This is a genomic window from Pseudogulbenkiania sp. AW2-16 (assembly GCF_056824575.1).
In genome coordinates, this window is the sequence record NZ_CP157668.1 from 1571621 (window position 1) to 1590629 (window position 19009).

Annotated in this window: 16 protein-coding genes and 5 pseudogenes; 12 read left to right on the forward strand and 9 right to left on the reverse strand. The window is 67.4% G+C overall.

Annotated features, from left to right (window positions below; all coding sequences use genetic code 11):
* Window positions 1–127 precede the first annotated feature (127 nt).
* Window positions 128–626: pseudogene (tpx, locus tag ABKF58_RS07575) on the forward strand (thiol peroxidase).
* Window positions 627–692: 66 nt separating this feature from the next.
* On the opposite strand, the gene ABKF58_RS07580 reads toward tpx, so the two are convergent.
* The 3 genes and pseudogenes from ABKF58_RS07580 to ABKF58_RS07590 all read right to left on the reverse strand — a co-directional run.
* Window positions 693–950, reverse strand: coding sequence for a hypothetical protein (locus ABKF58_RS07580; RefSeq protein WP_482584017.1), 258 nt, complete (start codon window positions 948–950; stop codon window positions 693–695).
* 112 nt (window positions 951–1062) lie between these two features.
* Window positions 1063–1278 (reverse strand): annotated as a pseudogene (locus ABKF58_RS07585) (methyl-accepting chemotaxis protein); the annotation flags it as partial.
* A 394-nt stretch (window positions 1279–1672) separates the two neighbouring features.
* A pseudogene (locus tag ABKF58_RS07590) lies at window positions 1673–2569 on the reverse strand (methyl-accepting chemotaxis protein); the annotation flags it as partial.
* Here ABKF58_RS07590 and ABKF58_RS07595 point away from each other — a divergent pair.
* From ABKF58_RS07595 to ABKF58_RS07605, 3 genes are all read left to right on the forward strand, one after another.
* Entirely contained in the window at window positions 2490–2912 is a 423-nt protein-coding gene (locus ABKF58_RS07595; RefSeq protein ID WP_482584018.1) for a hypothetical protein, read from the forward strand. The pseudogene ABKF58_RS07590 and the gene ABKF58_RS07595 sit on opposite strands and share 80 nt — an antisense overlap.
* Before the next feature lie 120 nt (window positions 2913–3032).
* On the forward strand, window positions 3033–3497 hold the full coding sequence (locus tag ABKF58_RS07600; protein WP_014088488.1) for a hypothetical protein: 465 nt from the start codon (window positions 3033–3035) through the stop codon (window positions 3495–3497).
* Window positions 3498–3602: 105 nt separating this feature from the next.
* The gene (locus tag ABKF58_RS07605) at window positions 3603–4607 is read left to right on the forward strand and encodes a YVTN family beta-propeller repeat protein (protein ID WP_482584019.1); all 1005 of its coding nucleotides are present in this window, start codon (window positions 3603–3605) and stop codon (window positions 4605–4607) included.
* A gap of 141 nt (window positions 4608–4748) precedes the next feature.
* Here ABKF58_RS07605 and ABKF58_RS07610 read toward each other — a convergent pair whose 3' ends face one another.
* Entirely contained in the window at window positions 4749–5312 is a 564-nt protein-coding gene (locus ABKF58_RS07610) for a gamma carbonic anhydrase family protein (protein WP_482584020.1), read from the reverse strand.
* A 211-nt stretch (window positions 5313–5523) separates the two neighbouring features.
* Here ABKF58_RS07610 and ABKF58_RS07615 point away from each other — a divergent pair, with 211 nt between their 5' ends.
* The 4 genes from ABKF58_RS07615 (at window position 5524) to ABKF58_RS07630 (ending at window position 11511) form a co-directional block, all read left to right on the forward strand.
* Window positions 5524–7563 carry a M3 family metallopeptidase gene (locus ABKF58_RS07615; RefSeq protein WP_482584021.1) on the forward strand — a complete coding sequence of 680 codons (2040 nt, stop codon included), beginning with the start codon at window positions 5524–5526 and terminating at the stop codon, window positions 7561–7563.
* A 378-nt stretch (window positions 7564–7941) separates the two neighbouring features.
* Window positions 7942–9579: a phosphoethanolamine transferase gene (locus ABKF58_RS07620; RefSeq protein ID WP_482584022.1), complete on the forward strand. Its 1638-nt coding sequence runs from the start codon at window positions 7942–7944 to the stop codon at window positions 9577–9579.
* An 82-nt stretch (window positions 9580–9661) separates the two neighbouring features.
* A complete protein-coding gene (gene xth, locus ABKF58_RS07625) occupies window positions 9662–10435 on the forward strand; it encodes an exodeoxyribonuclease III (RefSeq protein WP_482584023.1) in 774 nt (257 codons plus the stop codon).
* A gap of 236 nt (window positions 10436–10671) precedes the next feature.
* Complete coding sequence (locus ABKF58_RS07630) at window positions 10672–11511, forward strand: isocitrate lyase/PEP mutase family protein (protein ID WP_482584024.1); 840 nt, start codon at window positions 10672–10674, stop codon at window positions 11509–11511.
* A 49-nt stretch (window positions 11512–11560) separates the two neighbouring features.
* On the opposite strand, the gene ABKF58_RS07635 is transcribed toward ABKF58_RS07630, so the two are convergent.
* The 3 genes from ABKF58_RS07635 to ABKF58_RS07645 all read right to left on the reverse strand — a co-directional run bounded on the left by ABKF58_RS07635 (window position 11561) and on the right by ABKF58_RS07645 (window position 13440).
* Window positions 11561–11989 carry an EVE domain-containing protein gene (locus ABKF58_RS07635; RefSeq protein ID WP_482584025.1) on the reverse strand — a complete coding sequence of 143 codons (429 nt, stop codon included), beginning with the start codon at window positions 11987–11989 and terminating at the stop codon, window positions 11561–11563.
* Window positions 11989–12360 carry a VOC family protein gene (locus tag ABKF58_RS07640; protein ID WP_482584026.1) on the reverse strand — a complete coding sequence of 124 codons (372 nt, stop codon included), beginning with the start codon at window positions 12358–12360 and terminating at the stop codon, window positions 11989–11991. Before ABKF58_RS07640 ends, ABKF58_RS07635 begins: the two co-directional genes overlap by 1 nt.
* 117 nt (window positions 12361–12477) lie before the next feature.
* Window positions 12478–13440 (reverse strand): helix-turn-helix transcriptional regulator, encoded by a 963-nt coding sequence (locus tag ABKF58_RS07645; protein ID WP_482584343.1) that lies wholly within the window; start codon window positions 13438–13440, stop codon window positions 12478–12480.
* 42 nt (window positions 13441–13482) lie between these two features.
* Between ABKF58_RS07645 and ABKF58_RS07650 the strand changes: the two are divergent.
* Both ABKF58_RS07650 and ABKF58_RS07655 read left to right on the forward strand, forming a co-directional pair.
* A pseudogene (locus ABKF58_RS07650) lies at window positions 13483–14511 on the forward strand (GTP-binding protein); the annotation flags it as partial.
* A gap of 196 nt (window positions 14512–14707) precedes the next feature.
* Window positions 14708–15529, forward strand: a complete 822-nt coding sequence (locus ABKF58_RS07655; RefSeq protein ID WP_482584027.1) for a hypothetical protein — start codon at window positions 14708–14710, stop codon at window positions 15527–15529.
* Window positions 15530–15602: 73 nt separating this feature from the next.
* On the opposite strand, the gene ABKF58_RS07660 is transcribed toward ABKF58_RS07655, so the two are convergent.
* The gene (locus ABKF58_RS07660; protein ID WP_008952345.1) at window positions 15603–16382 is read right to left on the reverse strand and encodes a ferredoxin--NADP reductase; all 780 of its coding nucleotides are present in this window, start codon (window positions 16380–16382) and stop codon (window positions 15603–15605) included.
* A 175-nt stretch (window positions 16383–16557) separates the two neighbouring features.
* Window positions 16558–17502 carry a LysR family transcriptional regulator gene (locus ABKF58_RS07665; RefSeq protein ID WP_482584028.1) on the reverse strand — a complete coding sequence of 315 codons (945 nt, stop codon included), beginning with the start codon at window positions 17500–17502 and terminating at the stop codon, window positions 16558–16560.
* 121 nt (window positions 17503–17623) lie between these two features.
* Between ABKF58_RS07665 and ABKF58_RS07670 the strand changes: the two are divergent.
* A pseudogene (locus ABKF58_RS07670) lies at window positions 17624–17991 on the forward strand (DoxX family protein).
* Between the two features lie 27 nt (window positions 17992–18018).
* Entirely contained in the window at window positions 18019–18876 is an 858-nt protein-coding gene (locus ABKF58_RS07675; RefSeq protein ID WP_482584029.1) for a pirin family protein, read from the forward strand.
* Window positions 18877–19009: the final 133 nt, after the last annotated feature.

Here is a 19009-nt window from a genome sequence, read left to right on the forward strand (position 1 = left end):
TTTCCATCCGGAAAATAGGCTATTTACGCCCGACCGCGGCGCCGACCCTGTTGCCGGCGGGGTTGAAATCCTGGCGTGTTCCCCCACACTTACGGGATTCGTCCACCCACTCTCGAGGATGCACACCATGGCAACCGTAACCCTGCGCGGCAACCCGGTCGACGTCGCCGGCCAACTCCCGGTCCAAGGCGGCAGCGCCGCCGACTTCACCCTGACCGCGGCCGACCTGTCCGAAGTCAGCCTCGGCTTCCTTTGCCGGCAAGAAGAAAATCCTCAACATCTTCCCGAGCATCGACACCCCGACCTGCGCCACCTCGGTGCGCAAGTTCAATGAGAAGGCCGCCGGCCGCGACAACACCGTGGTGCTGTGCATCTCGGCCGACCTGCCGTTCGCGCAGAAGCGCTTCTGCGGCGCCGAAGGCATCGACAACGTCACCACCCTGTCCACCTTCCGCCATCCGGAATTCGCCGAGGCACTGGGCGTGAAGCTGGCCAGCGGCCCGCTCGCCGGCCTGACCGCGCGCGCGGTGGTGGTGCTGGACGAGAACAACGCCGTGCTGCACAGCGAACTGGTGGCCGAGATCGGCAGCGAGCCCAACTACGACGCGGCGCTGGCCGCGCTGTAAGCCGGTTCGAGGCAGCATGCAAAACGGGGCGATGATTCGCCCCGTTTTTTCGTTGCCGCCGTCGTTTCAGCCGGCCAGGTAGGCCGGTTGCGCCGTCGCCAGGGTGGCGTCCGGCTGGGGCGTGTCCGCCCGTCCGTCCAGGCGGAACCAGGCCAGGTTCTGGTTGAGTTCCCGCGCGGCGCCGGAGAGTTGCTCCATGGCCGGAGTGATTTCCTGCATCTGGCGGTTGATGCCGGCGGCGAGCTCGGCCACTTCCTGGCCCGATTGGCGGATCTGCTGGCTGGTCTGACCCTGTTCCTCGGTGGCCTGGCCGATGTCGTTCATCAGCTGGTTGACCTCGGCGAGCGCCTCGGTCGACGGCGAGCAGGGCGCTGCCCAGCGTCTGCTGCGCCGCGGTGTTCTCGGCGCTGGCGCCGCGCGCCTCGTCCATGGTCTGCTGCAGGGTGTGGGTGGCCCTCTCGACCTGCTGCAGCGTGGTGAAGATGCGTGTGGTGGCGTCCGAGGTGCGTTCCGACAGCTTGCGCACTTCATCCGCCACCACGGCGAAGCCGCGTCCGGCCTCGCCGGCGCGCGCCGCTTCGATGGCGGCATTGAGCGCCAGCAGGTTGGTCTGCTCGGCGATGTCGCGGATCAGCGTGCTGATCTGAGAAATGTCGCCGATCGACTGGCGCAGCGCCTGCATGTCGGCCAGCGCGTGCTGGATGCGCTCGGCCAGCAGGGCCATGGCCTCGGCGCTGGCGGCGCCGACGCGGCGCGCGTCCTCGGTGCGGCTGGCGGCGTCCTGGGTGCCGAGGCCGGCGTGGCTGACGTGGCGCGCGATGTTGGCCGAAGCCTCGGCGATCAGCCCCACCGCGAGCCGGCTGTCCTCGCTCTTGGCGGCCTGCAGCCGGGTTTCCTCTTCCACCTGCACGGTCAGCAGCCGCACCTCGGCGGCTGTGCCGCTCACCGCTTTGGGCATTGTCGTGCACCGCCCGGATCAGTTTGCCGAGCTGGTCGAGAAAACGGTTGATGCGGGCCGATGCCTGCGCCAGCTCGTCCTTGCCGTGCGCCGGCAGGCGCACCCCGAGGTCGCCTTCGCCGAGGCGGTCGGCCGCCTGTGACATGGCGCCGAGCTGGCGCTTGAGGTGGCGTGCCAGCGCCAGCTGGATCAGCACCACCAGAGCACTCGCCAGCGCCATCGGCCCCAGCACCATGATCGCCAGTTCGCCCAGCGCATTCTGCATGCGCGCCTCTTCCCCGGTGAGTGCCTGCTGCTCGCCTTGCAAGCGGGCGTCGATCAGCTCGACCAGCGGCACGATATGCAGCTGGTAGGCCTGCTCGGGGATCGACAGTGCGTCCTGCGGCGCGGTCTCGGCGATGGTTATGGCGTTCTTCAGGTTCTTGGCGAATTCGCCCCAGTGCTTGTCCAGCGCCGCGCCGACGGCCTGGCGCTGGGCGGCAGGCAGGGCGGGGACGATGCGCTGGCGCAAGCGTGACACGCTGGCCTCGATGCCGGCCAGGCGCTGCGGGGTGTCCGGCAGCAGCGGGTCGGCGCGTGCCAGCGACAGCACCGCGGCCTTCAGTTCGTTGAGGTTGGCCGAAAGCGCCCGGCGTTCGCGGTAGTGCTCGAACTGGCGGGTCAGGGAGGTGAGCTGGTAGCCGGCCAGCGCCAGCACCAGGATCAGGCTGGCGACACTGAACAGCACCGTCAGCCACAAGCGTTTCACGAGGGTCATGGGGGAGCGCCGCAATGATAGACGACTGAGTCTAGCGTGCCTGTATGACACGACCATGACGGCCCCCGCGGTCCCCCCTTGATCTGCCGCAATGATTATCGGCGCCACGCCTGCTAGGCTGAAAACAGTCCTCCGCCAAGGCGACGACATGCCCTTCCTGCGAAAACACCTGCTCCTGCTGTGCGGCCTGCTGGCCGCGCTATGGCTGTTTTCGCTCTCGGCGGGCATGCTGGGCGAGTGTTTCACCCCGCAGCCGGCGTGGCCGGCCAACGCGGTGATGCCGCAGCTGGCGACGGCGCACCCGCACCATGCCCAGCTTGCCGTTCCTGCCGCCCCGGACGCCGGCGCACGCGTGGCCTGTGCCAAGCACTGCGAGGACAGCCTCGGCGGTGTGCTGAAGCCGCCAGCCTCCGATCTCTTCCAGCTCGGCATGCTGATCCTGGTGCTGTGTAGCGTGATGCGCCTTGCCAGCCTGCCGCTGGCGATGCCCGCCCGGCGCCTTGCCGATGCCCAGGTCACCATCGTCGGCGATCCACCGCCAACCATCCGTTTCCACCGCTTCAATAACTAGCCTGCCGTTTCACCGTCCTTCCCGCCCCAGGGCCGGGAGGCGCACGGCCGTCCGATCCGTCCGGGCCGGTCACGGTGCGCAAGCCCTGCTGTTTCCCCGACATCACTCAGGAGTCACACCATGAAGAAGATCATTGTCGTTGCCGCCTCGACCCTCCTGCCGCTCGTGGCCGGCACCGCCTGGGCCAACGAAACCCACCATCCGGCCGACGCCGCGCCGGCGGCGAGCCCGCGTATCCTGCTGGCGGCCAAAGCGCCCGACGCCCCCAAGCCCCCGGCGGCCCAGGGGCCGTCGTTCCGCCTGATGGACGAGCACATGAAGCGGATGCAGGACATGCACGAGCGCATGCTGGCCGCCAAGACGCCCGAGGAACGCCAGAAGCTGATGGATGAGCAGGCCAAGCTGATGCAGGAGGGCATGGGCATGATGAAGGACATGGGCGGCATGATGGGGCCGCGCGGCGGCATGGGCATGATGGGCGATCAGACGGGCAACACCATGATGATGAAGCGCATGGACATGATGCAGATGATGATGCAGATGATGATGGACCGCGAGAACGCGCGCATGCCGCCGCGGCCGTAATCCATCCGGAGTTGCTCGCCGCTGCTGCGGCAGCCGGGCAGGGGTCTGCCGTGGCAGGCCCCTGCCTGGCCCTTGTTCCTTCACCGTCTTGCCGGAGTCTCAAGCATGCTTTTCCCCCGATTCACCCTGCTGGCCGGCGCGCTGCTGCTGGCCAGCGTCATCAGCCGTGCCGCGCCGAGCGGCACCGTGTTCACCGCCAACGAACGCGGCGGCTCGATCAGCGCGGTGCACCTGGCCGACGGCGCCACCCGCACCGTTGCGCTCGACATCGCGCCGCACAACGTGCAGGTCACGCCCGACGGGCAATGGCTGCTCGCGGTGGGCATGAGCGCCCACGCCGGCCATCACGCCGCGGCGGGCGACGCCGGCCAGCTGCTGGTGTTCGATACCGCCGATCTGGAGCGCCCGGCCTTCGTGCTGCCGGCCGGCAGCCACCCGGCGCACGTGGTGAGCGACGCGGCGGGCCGGCTCGCCTTCGTCAGCGATTCCGGCGCCAACGCCGTGCTGGTGTTCGACCTCGCCAGCCGCGCCCGGGTTGGCGCGATCCCGACCGGGCGCTACCCGCACGGCCTGCGCCTGAGCCCGGACGGCAAGGAGCTGTACGTCGCCAACATGAAGGACGACAGCGTGTCGGTGATCGACGTCGCCAAGCAGGAAGAGACGGCGCGTATCGCGGTCGGACACGCCCCGGTGCAGGTCGGCTTTGCCCCGGATGGGAAGCAGGTCTACGTCTCGCTCAGTGCGGAAAACAAGGTGGGCGTGATCGACCGGGCGCAGCGCCGGCTGCTCGGCAAGGTCGCGGTCGGCCGCCTGCCGGTGCAGCTGTTCGCCACACCCGACGGGCGCCAGCTCTACGTCGCCAACCAGGGCACGGCGGAGTCCCCGGACAACCGGGTGTCGGTGATCGACCCGGCCACGCGCCGGCTCCTCGCCACCATCCAGGTCGGGCGCGGGGCGCACGGCGTGGCCATGAGCCAGGACGGCGGCTACGCCTTCGTCAGCCATCTCGAGGACGGCACCTTCTCGGTGATCGACACCGCCAGCCGGAAGGTAGTGGCCACCCATCCCGTCGGGGACGGCCCCAACGGCATCAGCTACAGTGCGCGTTAGAACCTATTCATGATCTTGCTGCGCGATCCCTGATCGGGGTTCATTCGTTGCGCGAAATCCTCATGTACTACTGGTACATTCCGGTTCCTGTGCTGCTCTTCACCCCGCTGAGGGCCGCTCGCGACAGATCCTGAACAGGCCCTAGCCCGTGGCGCCGTCGGCCTCGTCCAGCGCCTGCTGGTGTTTCAGCGCCAGGCGCTGGTAGTGCTCGGCGGAGTACTTCAGGAAGGCGATTTCCTTGTCGGTGAGGCGGCGCACCTGCTTCACCGGGTTGCCCAAGTAGAGATGGCCCGACTCCAGCACCTTGCCCGGCGGCACCAGGCTGCCGGCGCCGATCATCACCTGGTGCTGGATCACCGCGCGGTCGAGCACGGTGCTGCCGATGCCCACCAGTACTTCGTCGCCGATGGTGCAGCCGTGCAGCGTGACGTGGTGGCCGATGGTGACGTTGTCGCCGATCACCAGCGGCGCGCCCAGCGGGTCCTCGTCGCGCTTGTGGCTGACGTGCAGCATGGCGAAGTCCTGCACGTTGCTGCCCTCGCCAATATGGATGCTGTTGACGTCGCCGCGGATCACCGCGCACGGCCAGACCGAGGCGCGTTCGCCCAGCGTCACCTCGCCGATCACCACGGCGGAGGGGTCGACGAAACAGGAAGCGGGAACCTGCGGGGTGTGGCCGTCGTAGCGGCGGATATTGCGATTCATCGGAACGTCCTCATCTAAAAACCATCATTATGATACAGGGGCTCCTCGCAAAACCTCAGCTTCCGTGCACGATCCGGCGCGCATGGACCGTTTCGGCATGGCATGTCCTTGATGGGACAGGCGAAACGGTCCGTGGAGGGCGTTGCCGGCCGGCACGGCGGAGGCGTTGTCGAGGAGTCCATCAGCCGAACCGTCCAAGGATGCCACGCCCATGAGCCAGAATCCGCTGCTTGATCTCTCCGGTCTGCCGCGCTTTGCCGAGATCACCCCCGCCCACATTACCCCGGCCGTCGAACAACTGCTGGCCGACGCGCGCGCCGCCGTGGCGCGGCTCACGGCTCAGAGCGCCGCGCCGAGCTGGGACAACTTCGTCGAACCGCTGACCGACGCCACCGAGAAACTGTCGCGCGCCTGGGGCGTGGTGGGCCACCTCAACGCCGTGGTCAACACGCCGGAACTGCGCGAAGCCTACAACGCCAACATCCCGGCGGTGTCGGCGTTCTGGACCGAACTGGGGCAGAACCTGGCGCTGTTCGCGCGCTTCAAGGCCTTGGCCGAACAACCGGAGTACGCCGGCTACAACGCCGCCAAGAAGAAGATCATCGCCAACGACCTGCGCGACTTCCGCCTCTCCGGCGCCGAGCTGCCGGAGGCCGAGAAAACCCGCTTCGCCGCGATCCAGACCCGCCTCGCCGAGCTGTCGGCGCAGTTCGAGCAGCACGTGCTCGACGCTACCGACGCCTTCAGCCTGCGGGTGGCCGACAAGGCCGAGCTCTCCGGCCTGCCGGAAGATGTGATCGCGATGCTGGCCGAGATGGCCAAGGCCGAGGGCGAAGAAGGCTACAAGCTCAACCTGCAGTTCCCCTGCTATCTGCCGGTGATGCAGTACGCCGACAACCGCGAGCTGCGCCGCCAGCTTTACGACGCCTACGTGATGCGCGCCTCCGAGTTCGGCCCGGCCGAGCTCGACAACACCCCGGTGATCCGCGAGAAGCTGCAACTGGCGCGCGAAGAGGCGCAGCTCCTGGGCTTCGCCAGCTTCGGCGAGCTGTCGCTGGCCACCAAGATGGCCGAGACCCCGGAGCAGGTGGTGGCGTTCCTGCGCGACCCGGCGCAGCGCGCCAAGCCGTTCGCGCTGCGCGACCGCGTCGAGCTGGAGGCCTTCGCGCGCGAGCAATTGGGGATGGAGACGCTGGAGGCCTGGGACCTCGCCTACGTCGCCGAGAAGCTGCGCGTGGCGCGTTACGCCTTCTCCGACCAGGAAGTGAAGCAGTATTTCCCGGAACAGCGCGTGCTGGCCGGGCTGTTCGGCGTGGTCGACACGCTGTACGGGGTGACGGTGCAGGAAAGCCGGGCGCCGACCTGGCACAAGGACGTGCGCTTCTTCGACATCGTCAAGGACGGCGCCGTGGTCGGCAGCTTCTACTTCGACCTCTACGCGCGTGAAGGCAAGCGCTCCGGCGCCTGGATGGACGACGCGCGCGGCCGCCGCGTGCGCCACGGCGCACTGCAGACCCCGGTGGCCTACCTCACCTGCAACTTCAGCCGCCCGGTCGGCGATAAGCCGGCGCTGTTCACCCACGACGAGGTCACCACGCTATTCCACGAGTTCGGCCATGGCCTGCATCACATGCTGACCCAGGTGGACGAGCTGGGCGTGGCCGGCATCAACGGCGTGGAGTGGGACGCGGTGGAACTGCCTTCGCAGTTCATGGAAAACTTCTGCTGGGAATGGGACGTGCTGCAGGGCATGACCGCCCACGTCGAGACCGGTGCGCCGCTGCCGCGTGAGCTGTTCGACAAGATGCTCGCCGCCAAGAACTTCCAGAGCGGCATGCAGACCGTGCGCCAGCTCGAGTTCGCGTTGTTCGACATGCTGCTCTACACCGCCTTCGACGCCGAGCACGGCAACTGGCTGGAACTGCTCGGCAAGGTGCGCGAGGAGGTGGCGGTGAACTTCCCGCCGGAATACAACCGCTTCCCCAACAGCTTCGGCCACATCTTCGCCGGCGGCTACGCGGCGGGCTACTACAGCTACAAGTGGGCGGAGGTGCTGTCGGCCGACGCCTACGCCGCGTTCGAGGAGGCGGGCGGCGCCAACCCGGACACCGGGCGCCGCTTCTGGAACGAAATCCTCGCCGTGGGCGGTTCGCGTCCGGCGCTGGAGTCGTTCCGCGCCTTCCGCGGCCGCGACCCGCAGATCGACGCGCTGCTGCGCCATTCCGGCATGGTCGAGATCGCGCCGGTCTGACGTACACCGACGCCCGCTGAGGGCATGATCAGGCGAGGGCGTACGCGCCCTCGTTTATTTCGTCCGCCGCGCGGCGGCGGCTGTCCTGGTCGCGGCACGGCTCCCGCCGCCGTTCCGTGCGCCCGGCCCCGGAACCGCCGCGCCGCGGCCGACTCTAAGCTAGGCTCTCAGGGCAACCGGAGCAGCAAGCGACCAGACCCTGGCCCTGTCTGCGGACAGGGTTGGCGTGTCTCGTTGGCCCCCGTCGTGGCGGGGGCTTTTTTGTGGCGATCGTACACGCCATCCCCCTGATAAATAGGGGGTATTTGTACCAAGACGGCCGAGGTGCGTTAGTATGGCGGCTTTCCGGGTGCCCCGGGCACCCTACGATTCCTCTACTTGCTGAATAAAGATCGCATGTTCCTGTTTCGACCCCTGCGCCCCGAGCGCATGACGCTGTTGCTTTCGCTGGCGCTGATCGTGTTCTACAACGTGCCGTTCTGGCACGAGATGGGCCGCATCACCGCCGGCCTGGGCGGGCACGGCCCGGTGCTGCTGGCGGAAGCCTTCGTGTTGCTGCTGGCGTTCTTCAACCTGGTGCTGGCGCTCCTGGCCTGGCCCTACGTGTTCAAGCCGGTGATGACGCTGCTGCTGGTGTGCACGGCCTTCGTCACGTACTTCATGAACCAGTACGGCATCATGGTCGACATGCACATGATCCAGAACGTGTTCCAGACCGATCCGGCGGAAACGCGCGACCTGCTCACCGTCAAGATGGGCCTGTTCGCGCTCGGGCTGGGCGTGCTGCCGGCGCTGTGGCTGTGGAAGACCCCGATCGCCTACCGCCCGCCGCTGCGCGAGCTGGGGGTGCGGCTGGTGACGCTGCTGGTGAGCGTGGCGGTGCTGCTGGGGGTGGTGTTCTTCGCCTACCAGGATTTCGCCTCGCTGTTCCGCAACAACCGCCAGCTGCGCCTGATCGTCACGCCGAGCAACTACATCCAGGCCACCAATAGCTACCTGCACCACGTCGCCGACAGCGGCCCCGTGGTGGTGACGCCGCTCGGCACCGACGCCAAGAAGGCGCCGTCCTGGGCCGCGCATCAGCGCAAGACGGTGCTGGTGGTGGTGGTGGGCGAGACCGCGCGCGCCGACCACTTCGCGCTCAACGGCTACCCGCGCGATACCAACCCGCAGCTTGCCAAGCAGGCCGGGCTGCTGAATTTCACCAACGTGCATTCCTGCGGTACCGAAACCGCGGTGTCGGTGCCGTGCATGTTCTCCGGCATGGGGCGTGAAAAGTATTCCGGCGACGCCGCCTCCAAGCGTGAGAACCTGCTCGACGTGCTCAAGCACGCCGGCTTCGACATCCTGTGGCGCGACAACAATTCCGGCTGCAAGGGCGTGTGCAACCGCGTCGCCTACGAAGACCTGTCCAACCTCAAGACGCCGGGCTTGTGCGACGACGGCGAGTGCTACGATGACGTGCTGCTCGACGGCCTCAAGGAGCGCCTGCAGAACCTGCAGCACGACAGCGTGATCGTGCTGCACCAGAAGGGCAGCCACGGCCCGGCCTACTACAAGCGCTACCCCAAGAGCTTCGAGCAGTTCACCCCGGTGTGCCGCACCAGCGAGCTGAGCCAGTGCAGCCAGCAGGACATCGTCAACGGCTTCGACAACACCATCCGCTACACCGACCACGTGCTGTCCGGCCTGATCGACTTGCTGCGTGCCGACGCTGGGGTCAACAGCGGCATGATCTACCTCTCCGACCACGGCGAATCGCTGGGTGAGAACAACGTCTACCTGCACGGCATGCCCTACCTGTTCGCCCCTGAGGCGCAGAAGCACATCCCGGCAGTGATGTGGTTCTCCGACGGCTTCCAGAAGGAACTGGGCGTCAACGCCCGCTGCCTGGCGGCGAAGAAGGACCAGGCCTGGTCGCAGGACAACCTGTTCCACTCGGTGCTGGGGGTGCTGGGGGTGCAGACCCAGGTCTACGACGCCAAGCTGGACCTGTTCCAGAGCTGCAAGGGCTAGGTCCGTGCCAAAAAGGTTGGCCGAAGCCCGTGCCAGCGGTTACCTTTGCCCTCCCGATGATTGACTGGAGAACACCTTGCCGATGCGTTTAGCCACCTGGAACGTTAACTCGCTCAAAGTGCGCCTGCCGCAGGTGCTGCAGTGGCTGGCCGAGACCCCGGTCGACGTGCTGTGCCTGCAGGAACTGAAGATGGACCAGGACGCCTTCCCGCTGGCCGAGATCGAGGCCGCCGGCTACCGCGCCGCCTGGCTGGGCCAGAAGACCTACAACGGCGTCGCCATCCTGGTGCGCGACGGCCACAGCCTGGACGACGTGGTGCCGGGCATTCCCGGCTACGACGACGAGCAGCGCCGCGTCATTGCCGCCACCGTCGGCGGCGTGCGCGTGATCTGCGCCTATTTCGTCAACGGCGAGGCGGTCGATTCGCCCAAGTACCCGTACAAGCTGGCCTGGCTCGCCGAGCTGGAGCGCTACGTGGCCGACGAACTGACGCGCCACCCGTTCCTCGCGCTGCTGGGCGACTACAACATCGCGCCGGACGACCGCGACGTGTACGACCCGGAAGCTTGGAAGGACAAGGTGCTGTGCTCGGTGCCCGAGCGCGACGCCTTCCGCCGCCTCATCGGCCTCGGCCTGAGCGACTCGTTCCGCCTGTTCAACCAGGACGAGAAGCAGTACAGCTGGTGGGACTACCGCGCCATGATGTTCCGCCGCAACCTCGGCCTGCGCATCGACCACATCCTGATCAGCGACGCGCTCAAGGCGCGCGCCACCGAGTGCGTCATCGACAAGGCCCCGCGCAAGTGGGAGCGCCCGTCCGACCACACCCCGGTGGTGCTGACGCTGGCGGACTGAGGCTTCGGCCAACGTTGCGACCCGAAACGGCCCGTCTGGGCCGTTTGGTTTTTCCGGGGTGGATATGGGATCTGCTCTCGTCGGCAGGCGGCACCGGATTCTTCTGTCATGAAGTGCGCTGTGGCATGCTGCGACGCAGGGAAGAGCGCGTCATCCCCGCCATGGGGGCACGATCCGCATGCGCCTCTTGCCCTGTCCCAACCGTGTCCGGGCCGACGCCCGATGAGGAGAAGCCCATGGATCAACGCCACAAGGCCCGGCTTTTCAAGGAACTGCATCGCCGCAGCGGCGCCTTCCTGATGCCGAACGCCTGGGATGCCGGCAGTGCCCGCCTGCTTTCGTCGCTCGGGTTTCCCGCCATCGCCACCACCAGCGCCGGCATCGCGTTTTCCCTGGGGCTGCCCGACTACGCCGGGGCGGTCAGCCGCGAGGCGATGCTGGAACGCGTCGGCCAGATCGCCGCGGCCGTCGACCTTCCCGTCAGCGCCGATCTCGAGGCGGGCTACGGCGTCGAGCCGGAACAGGTCGGCGGGACCATCCGCCAGGCCATCGCCGTGGGGGCCGTTGGCGGGAACATCGAGGACTTTACCGGCGAGCCGAGCGCGCCGCTGTTCGACCTCGCCTTGGCCGCCGAGCGCATCCGGGCCGCCCGTGAAGCGGCCGATGCTTCGGGCCTGCCCTTTACGCTCACGGCGCGGACCGACTGTTATCTGGCGGGGATCGATGATCCCTTCGCCGCCGCGGTGGAGCGCGCCAACCGCTACCGCGAGGCGGGAGCCGACTGCCTGTTCGTGCCCGGCGTCTCCGATCCGGAGGTGATCGCGGCCTTGGTGCAGGCCATCGACGGCCCGCTCACCGTCGTCATGGGCCTCTCCGGCGCGGCGCTCTCCGTCAGCCAGTTGGAGGCGTTGGGCGTCAGGAGAATCACCATCGGCGGCAGTCTGGCGCGAGCGACGTACGGCCTCATCCGGCAGGCGGCGGTCGAGATGAGGGAGCAAGGAAGCTTCTCGTTTGCGGATCGACAAATCCCGGATGGGGAGCTGTGCCGGTTCTTCGCCTCGTTCCCGCCCATCTGACCCTGTCAACACAAGAAGGGTGGGCATGCCGAGCTCCCCACTCTGGGATTCACTCCGGCAAAACCGCCTCCATCGCCGCCGCGATGAGCCGCAGATCGGGCTCGGCAAGCTCGACGAGCCCGAAGCGGAAGGGGTAGCCCCAGTTGCGCTTACCTGCCGAAAACGCCAGTCGATCGAGCAGCGGCATGATCGGGGCCTCTTGCGCGGCGAGCCAGCGGACGTCGCGCCGGAACGGCAGAAAGCCGTCGCCCATGTCCACCTGATACGGCTCGCCGTCCCGCACCGTGCCGATCGCCGTGAATGCCCTGAGCGGGGCGCTGCCGCCGAAGCGCTCGGTGGGCGAATAGTAGACCACCCAATCGCCCGGACCGAGGCGGCGCAACGGTGCGGCCTTGCCGTGGCACACCTGCATGAAGCCCTCGGCACGGCCCCGGCGGACATGCTCGGCGGAGGCGACGGCGATCCAGCAGCGGCGCATCACGGTGCGCTCGGGGCGAACACGCGCAGCCGGTGCCCGTCGGGATCGAGGGCGACGAAGGTATAGCCGAAGTCCATGCGGACCGGCGCTTGCAGAATCTCGAGTCCGCGCCCGCTCCATTCGGCATGGCGGGCGTCGACGGCCTCATCGCCGCTCACCGCGAAGGCCAGCTCGGTGCCACCGCCACCGGTGCGGGCGGCGGGCTCCACGGTGTGTTTCGACCACAGCCCGAACTTGGCGCCGGATGCGAAGGCGAACAGTGCGAACGTGGGGGAGGCCTCGACGGGCTGACGGTCGAACAATTCGGCGTAGAACGCGGCGCTCGCGGCGGGGCTGTCGACGTACAGGATCACAAAGTTGGGGTGCATCATGGCGGTTCTCCGAAGGTCTGCGACAAGGCCGTCGCCGGCGAACCATTCGCGCGGCACGGGCCTGTTGCAAGGCATCGTAGACGCCACCCCTGACAGATTCTGTCAGTAGCGAACGCGCTAAGACGGGGCGATGCCTTCGCTCTGCCGCCACGCTTGCAGCAAGGCCTGACGGCGGCGGGGATAGCGTGTTTCCGAGACCGCCGTGCCCACGATCCGGTCCGTGCGGAAATGCCGGATGGCCCCGCGCAGCTCGCACCAGGCGGCGACGACGCGGACGCGTTCGAAGAAGCCGAGGGCGAAAGGCCAGACGATCCGTGCCGATTCCTGGCCCTGGAGGTCGCGGTAGCGGATTTCCAGCTTGCGTTCGCTGCGGATGGCCCGGCGGATGGCGGCCAAATCCACCTCGCCGGCCGGCGCGGGTTCGGCCGGCCCCACCAGCAGCGCCGAGGTGTCGAGTTCGTGACGCAGCTCGGGCGGCAGTACGGCCGCGATCTTGGCGATCACGTTGCGCGCCGCCTCGCCCAGCGGGGTATCGGCCTGCTTCGCCACCCAGCGCGAGCCCAGCACCAGGGCCTCGATCTCCTCTTCGGAGAACATCAGCGGTGGCAGCAGGAAGCCGGGTCGGAGCACGTAGCCGACACCCGGCTCACCCTCGATGCATGCGCCTTGTGCCTGTAGCGAGGCGATGTCCCGATACAGCGTGCGCAGGCTGATGCCGAGTTCGGCCGCCAGGGCGGCGCCGCTGACCGGATAGCGGTGGCGGCGCAAGACTTGCATCAGTTGCAGCAGACGTTCGGCACGGGACACGGGGAGAATTCCGGATGGTGAATCCCGCCATGCTGCCACGGATTGGCGGGAAGTTGTGTGGTGTTCGGTTTCAAGCGGGCGTCGCCCCGTAGAACGACTAGCGATTTTGGATGCATCACGTCCAGGTGGTTTATCGCCACCGATCCGCACGGCGCCGGTCAAGCGTAACGTCGCTGGTGGCGCTGTCATCATGAAGATGGCGTCGCCACCGCCGATACCGCTCCCTGTCGCCCCCAGTCCTTGCCGGCCCCTTCGCCGCCTGCACCACCCCATGACATGTCTATACTTCGAGCATTCGTATGCGAGGAGACGGTCATGTCGAATTACCCGGTCGAAGCCATCCGCACGGTCGCCCTGGTCGGGCAGGGCGATAGCGGCAAGACGACGTTGGCCGAAGCGCTGCTGTACAAGAGTGGCGCGATCACCGTGGCGGGGACGGTGGAACGGGGAGACACGGTGTGCGATTTCGATCCGCTGGAGCGCGACTACCGTCACTCGCTGAGTTCGGCGCTGGTGCATTTCCAGCACGACGGGGCCGAAATTCGCTTGCTCGACACCCCCGGCTTCCCCGATTTCATCGGCCAGGCGATTCCGGCGTTGGCGGCGGTGGAGACGGCGCTGGTGGTGGTCAACGCGCAGAATGGCATCGAGCTCACCACGCGCCGCATGATGGCGTGGGCCGGGGAGCGAGGCCTGTGCCGCATGCTGGTGGTCAACAAGATCGACGCCGAGCGCGTCGACCTGCCGGGCCTGCTGGCCCAGCTGCGCGAGGCCTTCGGTCGGGAGGTGCTGCCGCTCAACCTGCCCGCCGAAGGCGCCCGCCGCGTGGTCGACTGTTTCTTCACCCCGGCCGGCACGGCCGATTTCTCGTCGGTGGCCGAGGCGCACCAGGCGCTGGTCGACCAGGTGGTCGAGGTCGACGAGGATCTGATGGCGCGCTACCTGGAGCAGGGCGAGGTCACCCCGGAAGAACTGCACGCGCCGCTGGAGCGCGCGCTGCGCGAGGGGCACCTGATCCCGCTCTGCTTCGTCTCGGCCAGGACCGGCGCCGGCGTGGCCGAGCTGCTCGACGTGCTGGCGCGGCTGGCGCCGAACCCCACCGAGGGCAACCCGCCGCTGTTCTACAAGGGCGAGGGCGAGGCGGCGCTGGCCTTCCGTTCCGAGCCCGACCCGGCGCGCCACGTGCTCGCCCACGTCTTCAAGGTGGTGATAGACCCCTTCGTCGGCAAGCTCGGTATCTTCCGCGTGCACCAGGGCACGGTGACGCGCGATACCCAGCTGTTCGTCGGCGACGGCCGCAAGCCATTCAAGGTCGGCCACCTGCTGCGCCTGCAGGGCAAGCGCTACGACGAGGTCGAGCGGCTGATCCCCGGCGACTTCGGCGCGGTGGCCAAGGTCGACGAGATCGAGTTCGACGCGGTGCTGCACGACTCGCACGACGAGGATCACATCCACCTCCAGCCGCTGGCGTTCCCGGTGCCGATGCAGGGCCTCGGCGATCGAGCCCAAGCGGCGCGGCGACGAGCAGCGCATCACCGAGGTGCTGCAGCGCCTGGTGGCGGAGGACCCGTGCGTCAAGGTCGACTACCACCCGGCCACCCACGAGACGGTGCTGCGCGCCATGGGCGAGCTGCACCTGCGCTACCTGCTCGACCGCATGGCCGGCGGCTTCAAGCTGGAGGTGGCGACCCGGCCGCCGCGCGTGCCCTACCGCGAAACCATCACCCGGCCCGCCGAGGGTCACCATCGTCACAAGAAGCAGAGCGGCGGTGCCGGCCAGTTCGGCGAGGTGTTCCTGCGCATCGAGCCGTTGCCGCGCGGCGCCGGCTTCGAATTCGTCGACGCCGTGAAGGGCGGCGTCATCCCGGGGCAATTCATCCCCTCGGTGGAAAAAGGCGTGCGCTCGGTACTGGCCGCCGGGCCGCTGGCGGGATTCCCGGTGGAGGATGTGAAGGTCACGGTGTACGACGGCAAGAGCCACTCGGTCGATTCCAAGGACGTCGCCTTCCAGGCCGCCGGGCGGCGGGCGATGCTGGCGGCGCTGCGCGAGGCGGGCGCGATCGTGCTGGAGCCGATCGTGGCGATCGAAATTACCGCGCCCGAGGCCCGGCTCGGCGATCTCGCGGGCGACCTCACCGGCCGGCGCGGCCAGGTGGGCGGGACCGAGCCGCTGGCGCAGGGGCTGACGCTGATCCGCGGCCAGGTGCCGCTGGCCGAGCTGGAAGGCTACGCCGGCCGTCTCAAGTCGATCACGGCCGGGCAGGGGGCCTACTCGCTGGAGCTGAGCCACTACGACACCGTGCCGCAGGAGGTGCAGCAGCGGCTGGCGGCGGGGTACAAGGCGGAGCAGGAGGAGGATTAAGTTCCAAGAAAAACAGCCCAGCCGGTGTAAACCGGACTGGGCTGTTTTTGTCGGGAGTCCCGAGGGATTTGGCTTACTTCTCGACGAAGGCGCGCTCGATGGCGTAGTCGCCCGGTTCGCCCATGCGCGGCGATTCCTTGAAGCCCAGGTTGTCGAGGAGCTTGCAGGTGTCTTCCAGCATCGCCGGGCTGCCGCACAGCAGGGCGCGGTCGGTCTGCGGGTTGAGCTGCGGCAGGCCGATGTCGGCGGCGAGCTTGCCGTTCAGGATCAGGTCGGTCAGGCGGCCCTGATTGTGGAACGGTTCGCGCGTCACGGTCGGGTAGTAGATCAGCTTTTCTTTGACCAGCTCGCCCAGGTATTCGTGCTCCGGCAGTTCCTTGGTGATGTAGTCGTAGTAGCCCAGCTCGCTCACCCAGCGCACGCCGTGGATCAGCACGATCTTTTCGTAGCGGTCGTAGACTTCCGGGTCCTTGATGATGGACATGAACGGGGCCAGGCCGGTACCGGTGGACAACAGGTACAGGTTCTTGGCGTCCGGCAGCAGGTTGTCCTGCACCAGGGTGCCGGTCGGCTTGCCGGAGATCACCACGCTGTCGCCCGGCTTGATGCCTTGCAGGCGCGAGGTCAGCGGGCCGTTCGGCACCTTGATCGAGTAGAACTCGAGGTGCTCTTCCCAGTTGGCGCTGGCGACGGAGTAGGCACGGATCAGCGGCTTGCCGTTGACTTCCAGGCCGATCATCACGAACTGACCGTTGATGAAGCGCAGGCCCGGATCGCGGGTGCAGGTGAAGCTGAAAAGGGTGTCGTTCCAGTGGTGAACGCTAAGGACTTTTTCGGAAGTCAGAGTCGCCATGTGCCAGTCCGTCAAAACATGAAGAGAAGAATGAGCGGCATTCTACACCTTTGCGCTATAACTGTTTTGTACTGATATCTTATGTTTTTATAGAAAAATGATATATGTCAGTTTTTCCACGAATTTTTGCCGTTTCCGGGCGGGATATTGCCGACAAAGTGGTGAATCGTGGTGCTTATGCCATGTCGCTGTTTTGTTGCGTGGAGGGAACCTGTTGTAGTTGTTGTTGCAGGTGCTGTTGCACCGCCTGGCGCAAGCCCTCGGCGAGATAGCGCGTGGCCGGGCCGGCCGCCTCGGCCGCGGCGTTGACCAGGTAGAGCGAACTCTTGCGCTGCTGCCCCTGCGCCAGCGGTAGCGGGCGCAGCAGGCCGTGGGCGAGCGGCTGGCGAATGCGGTGTTCCGGCAGCCAGCCATAGGCCAGACCGGCGCTGACCACGTCGAGCGCGGTGTGCGGGCTGCTCACGGTCCAGCGCTGGCTGGCGCCGAGCCACCCTTCGTCGCGCGGCTGGCGCGTGCCGGAGTCGCGCACCACCACTTGCGGGTAGCGGCGCAGGTCGTCCTCGCCCAGCGGCTGCCCCGCCGCCAGGAGGGGGTGCCCGGGCGCGGCCACGGCGACGAAGGTGGCATCCATCAGCCAGTCGCCCATGAAACCGCTGGGAACGCGGGTGACGATGGCTAGCTCCACCGCGCCGGCATAGAGCGCGTCGTCGGCGCCGGACATCACCACCTCGTGCACCTGCAGCCGGGTGTCGGGACAGTGGCCGGCGAAACCGGCCAGGGCGCACAGCAAGGCGTCGGTGGGGAACAGGCTGTCCACCGCCAGCCGCACCTCGGCCTCCCAGCCGGCGTCCAGCGCGCGGGCCCGCGCCTCCAGCCGCAGCGCGGCCTCGATCAGCGGCGTGGCTTCCCGCAGCAGCGCGGCGCCGGCGGCGGTCAGCTTCATGCGCCGTCCTTCCGCCTCCAGCAGGCTGACGCCGAGCTGTTCCTGCAGCCGCGCCACGTTGTAGCTGACGGCCGACTGGCTGCGGTTCAGCGCGCTGGCCGCCTGGGCGAAACCGCCGTGTTCGACGATGGCCTGCAGTACGCGCCATTGTTCCAGCGAGGTACGGGGAAAATTCATATATCGAAAATTTGGTTGTTTCTGAGCTTAATTTTGCGCTTTTTAATCAAAAAAATCATGCCAATAATGCAGCACACCAACACGGAATGTCTCCGTGCTTGACCCCCCACAGGAGAATGTCATGGATAAACTGGCTCTGATCGCCTCCCGCGTGCTGCTGGCGCAGCTCTTCATCATTTCCGGCTTCGGCAAGGTTACCGGCTACGCCGGAACCCAGGGCTACATGCAGGCGATGGGGGTGCCGGGGCGCTGCTGCCGCTGGTGATCCTGGTGGAGCTGGGTGGTGGCCTGCTCTTGGTGGCTGGCTTGTTCACGCGCTGGGTGGCCCTGGCCCTGGCCGGCTTCACCCTGGTGTCGGCGCTGATCTTCCACACCCATTTTGCCGATCAGATTCAGATGATCATGTTCATGAAGAACCTGTCGATCACCGGCGGCCTGCTGTTGCTGGCGTTCCCGGGGGCGTTGGGCGCCGCCAAGTCGGCACGTTGATCCCGTTATTGCTTGAGGTATAGATCGATGATTTCCACCACGTTTGCCAGCCGCGACGTCGAGCGGCTGGTGCAGGGGATGGCGGTGTCCGATGGCGCCGGTGTCAAGCTGCTGCGCGTGCTGACGCAGGATCTGCAGCGCCGCCTCGACCCCTTCCTGATGCTGGACGAGTTCCGCTCGGACGATCCAAACGACTACATCGCCGGTTTTCCGGACCATCCGCACCGCGGCTTCGAGACGGTGACCTACATGCTGGCCGGGCGCATGCGCCACCGTGACAGCAGCGGTGGGGAAGGCGTGCTGGCCTCGGGTGGGGTGCAGTGGATGACCGCCGGGCGCGGCATCGTGCACTCCGAGCTGCCGGAGCAGGAGGACGGCCTGATGCACGGCTTCCAGCTGTGGCTGAACCTGCCGTCGCAGCAGAAGATGACCACGCCGGGCTACCGCGACATTCCGGCCGAGGCGATCCCGCGCTATACCGCCGCCAGCGGCGCCGAGGTGCAGGTGATCGCCGGTGCCGCCGACGGCGTGGCCGGGGCGGTGGAACGGCCGGTGACGCTGCCGCTCTACCTCGACATCCACTTGCCTGCCGGCTGCATGCACGAGGTGGCGATCGCGGACGGTCACAATGCCTTCGTCTACGTCTACCAGGGTACGGCCGGTGTCGGTGGCCACGGCCGCGAGGTGCACGAGCGGCACATGGCGATCCTCGACAACCATCCGGGACGCGAGGGGGTGGCGCTCTCCAGCGCCGCTGGCGCCCGCCTGCTGGTGGTGGCCGGCCATCCGCTGCACGAGCCGATCGCGCAGTGGGGACCGTTCGTGATGAACAGCCGCGAGGAAGTCGAGGCCGCCATCGACGATTTCCGCCACGGCCGCTTTTAGCCTATGCCGATTGACATCGGGCGGCGCCTTTGCCGCGTGAGTGTTGGCAGTGATCCGCCCTGCGCTACGGACTCCTCATGTCCGCCGTGGCCATGCCGGTTGCCGTGCGCCGGCGGCCCTCACGCTGCTTTGG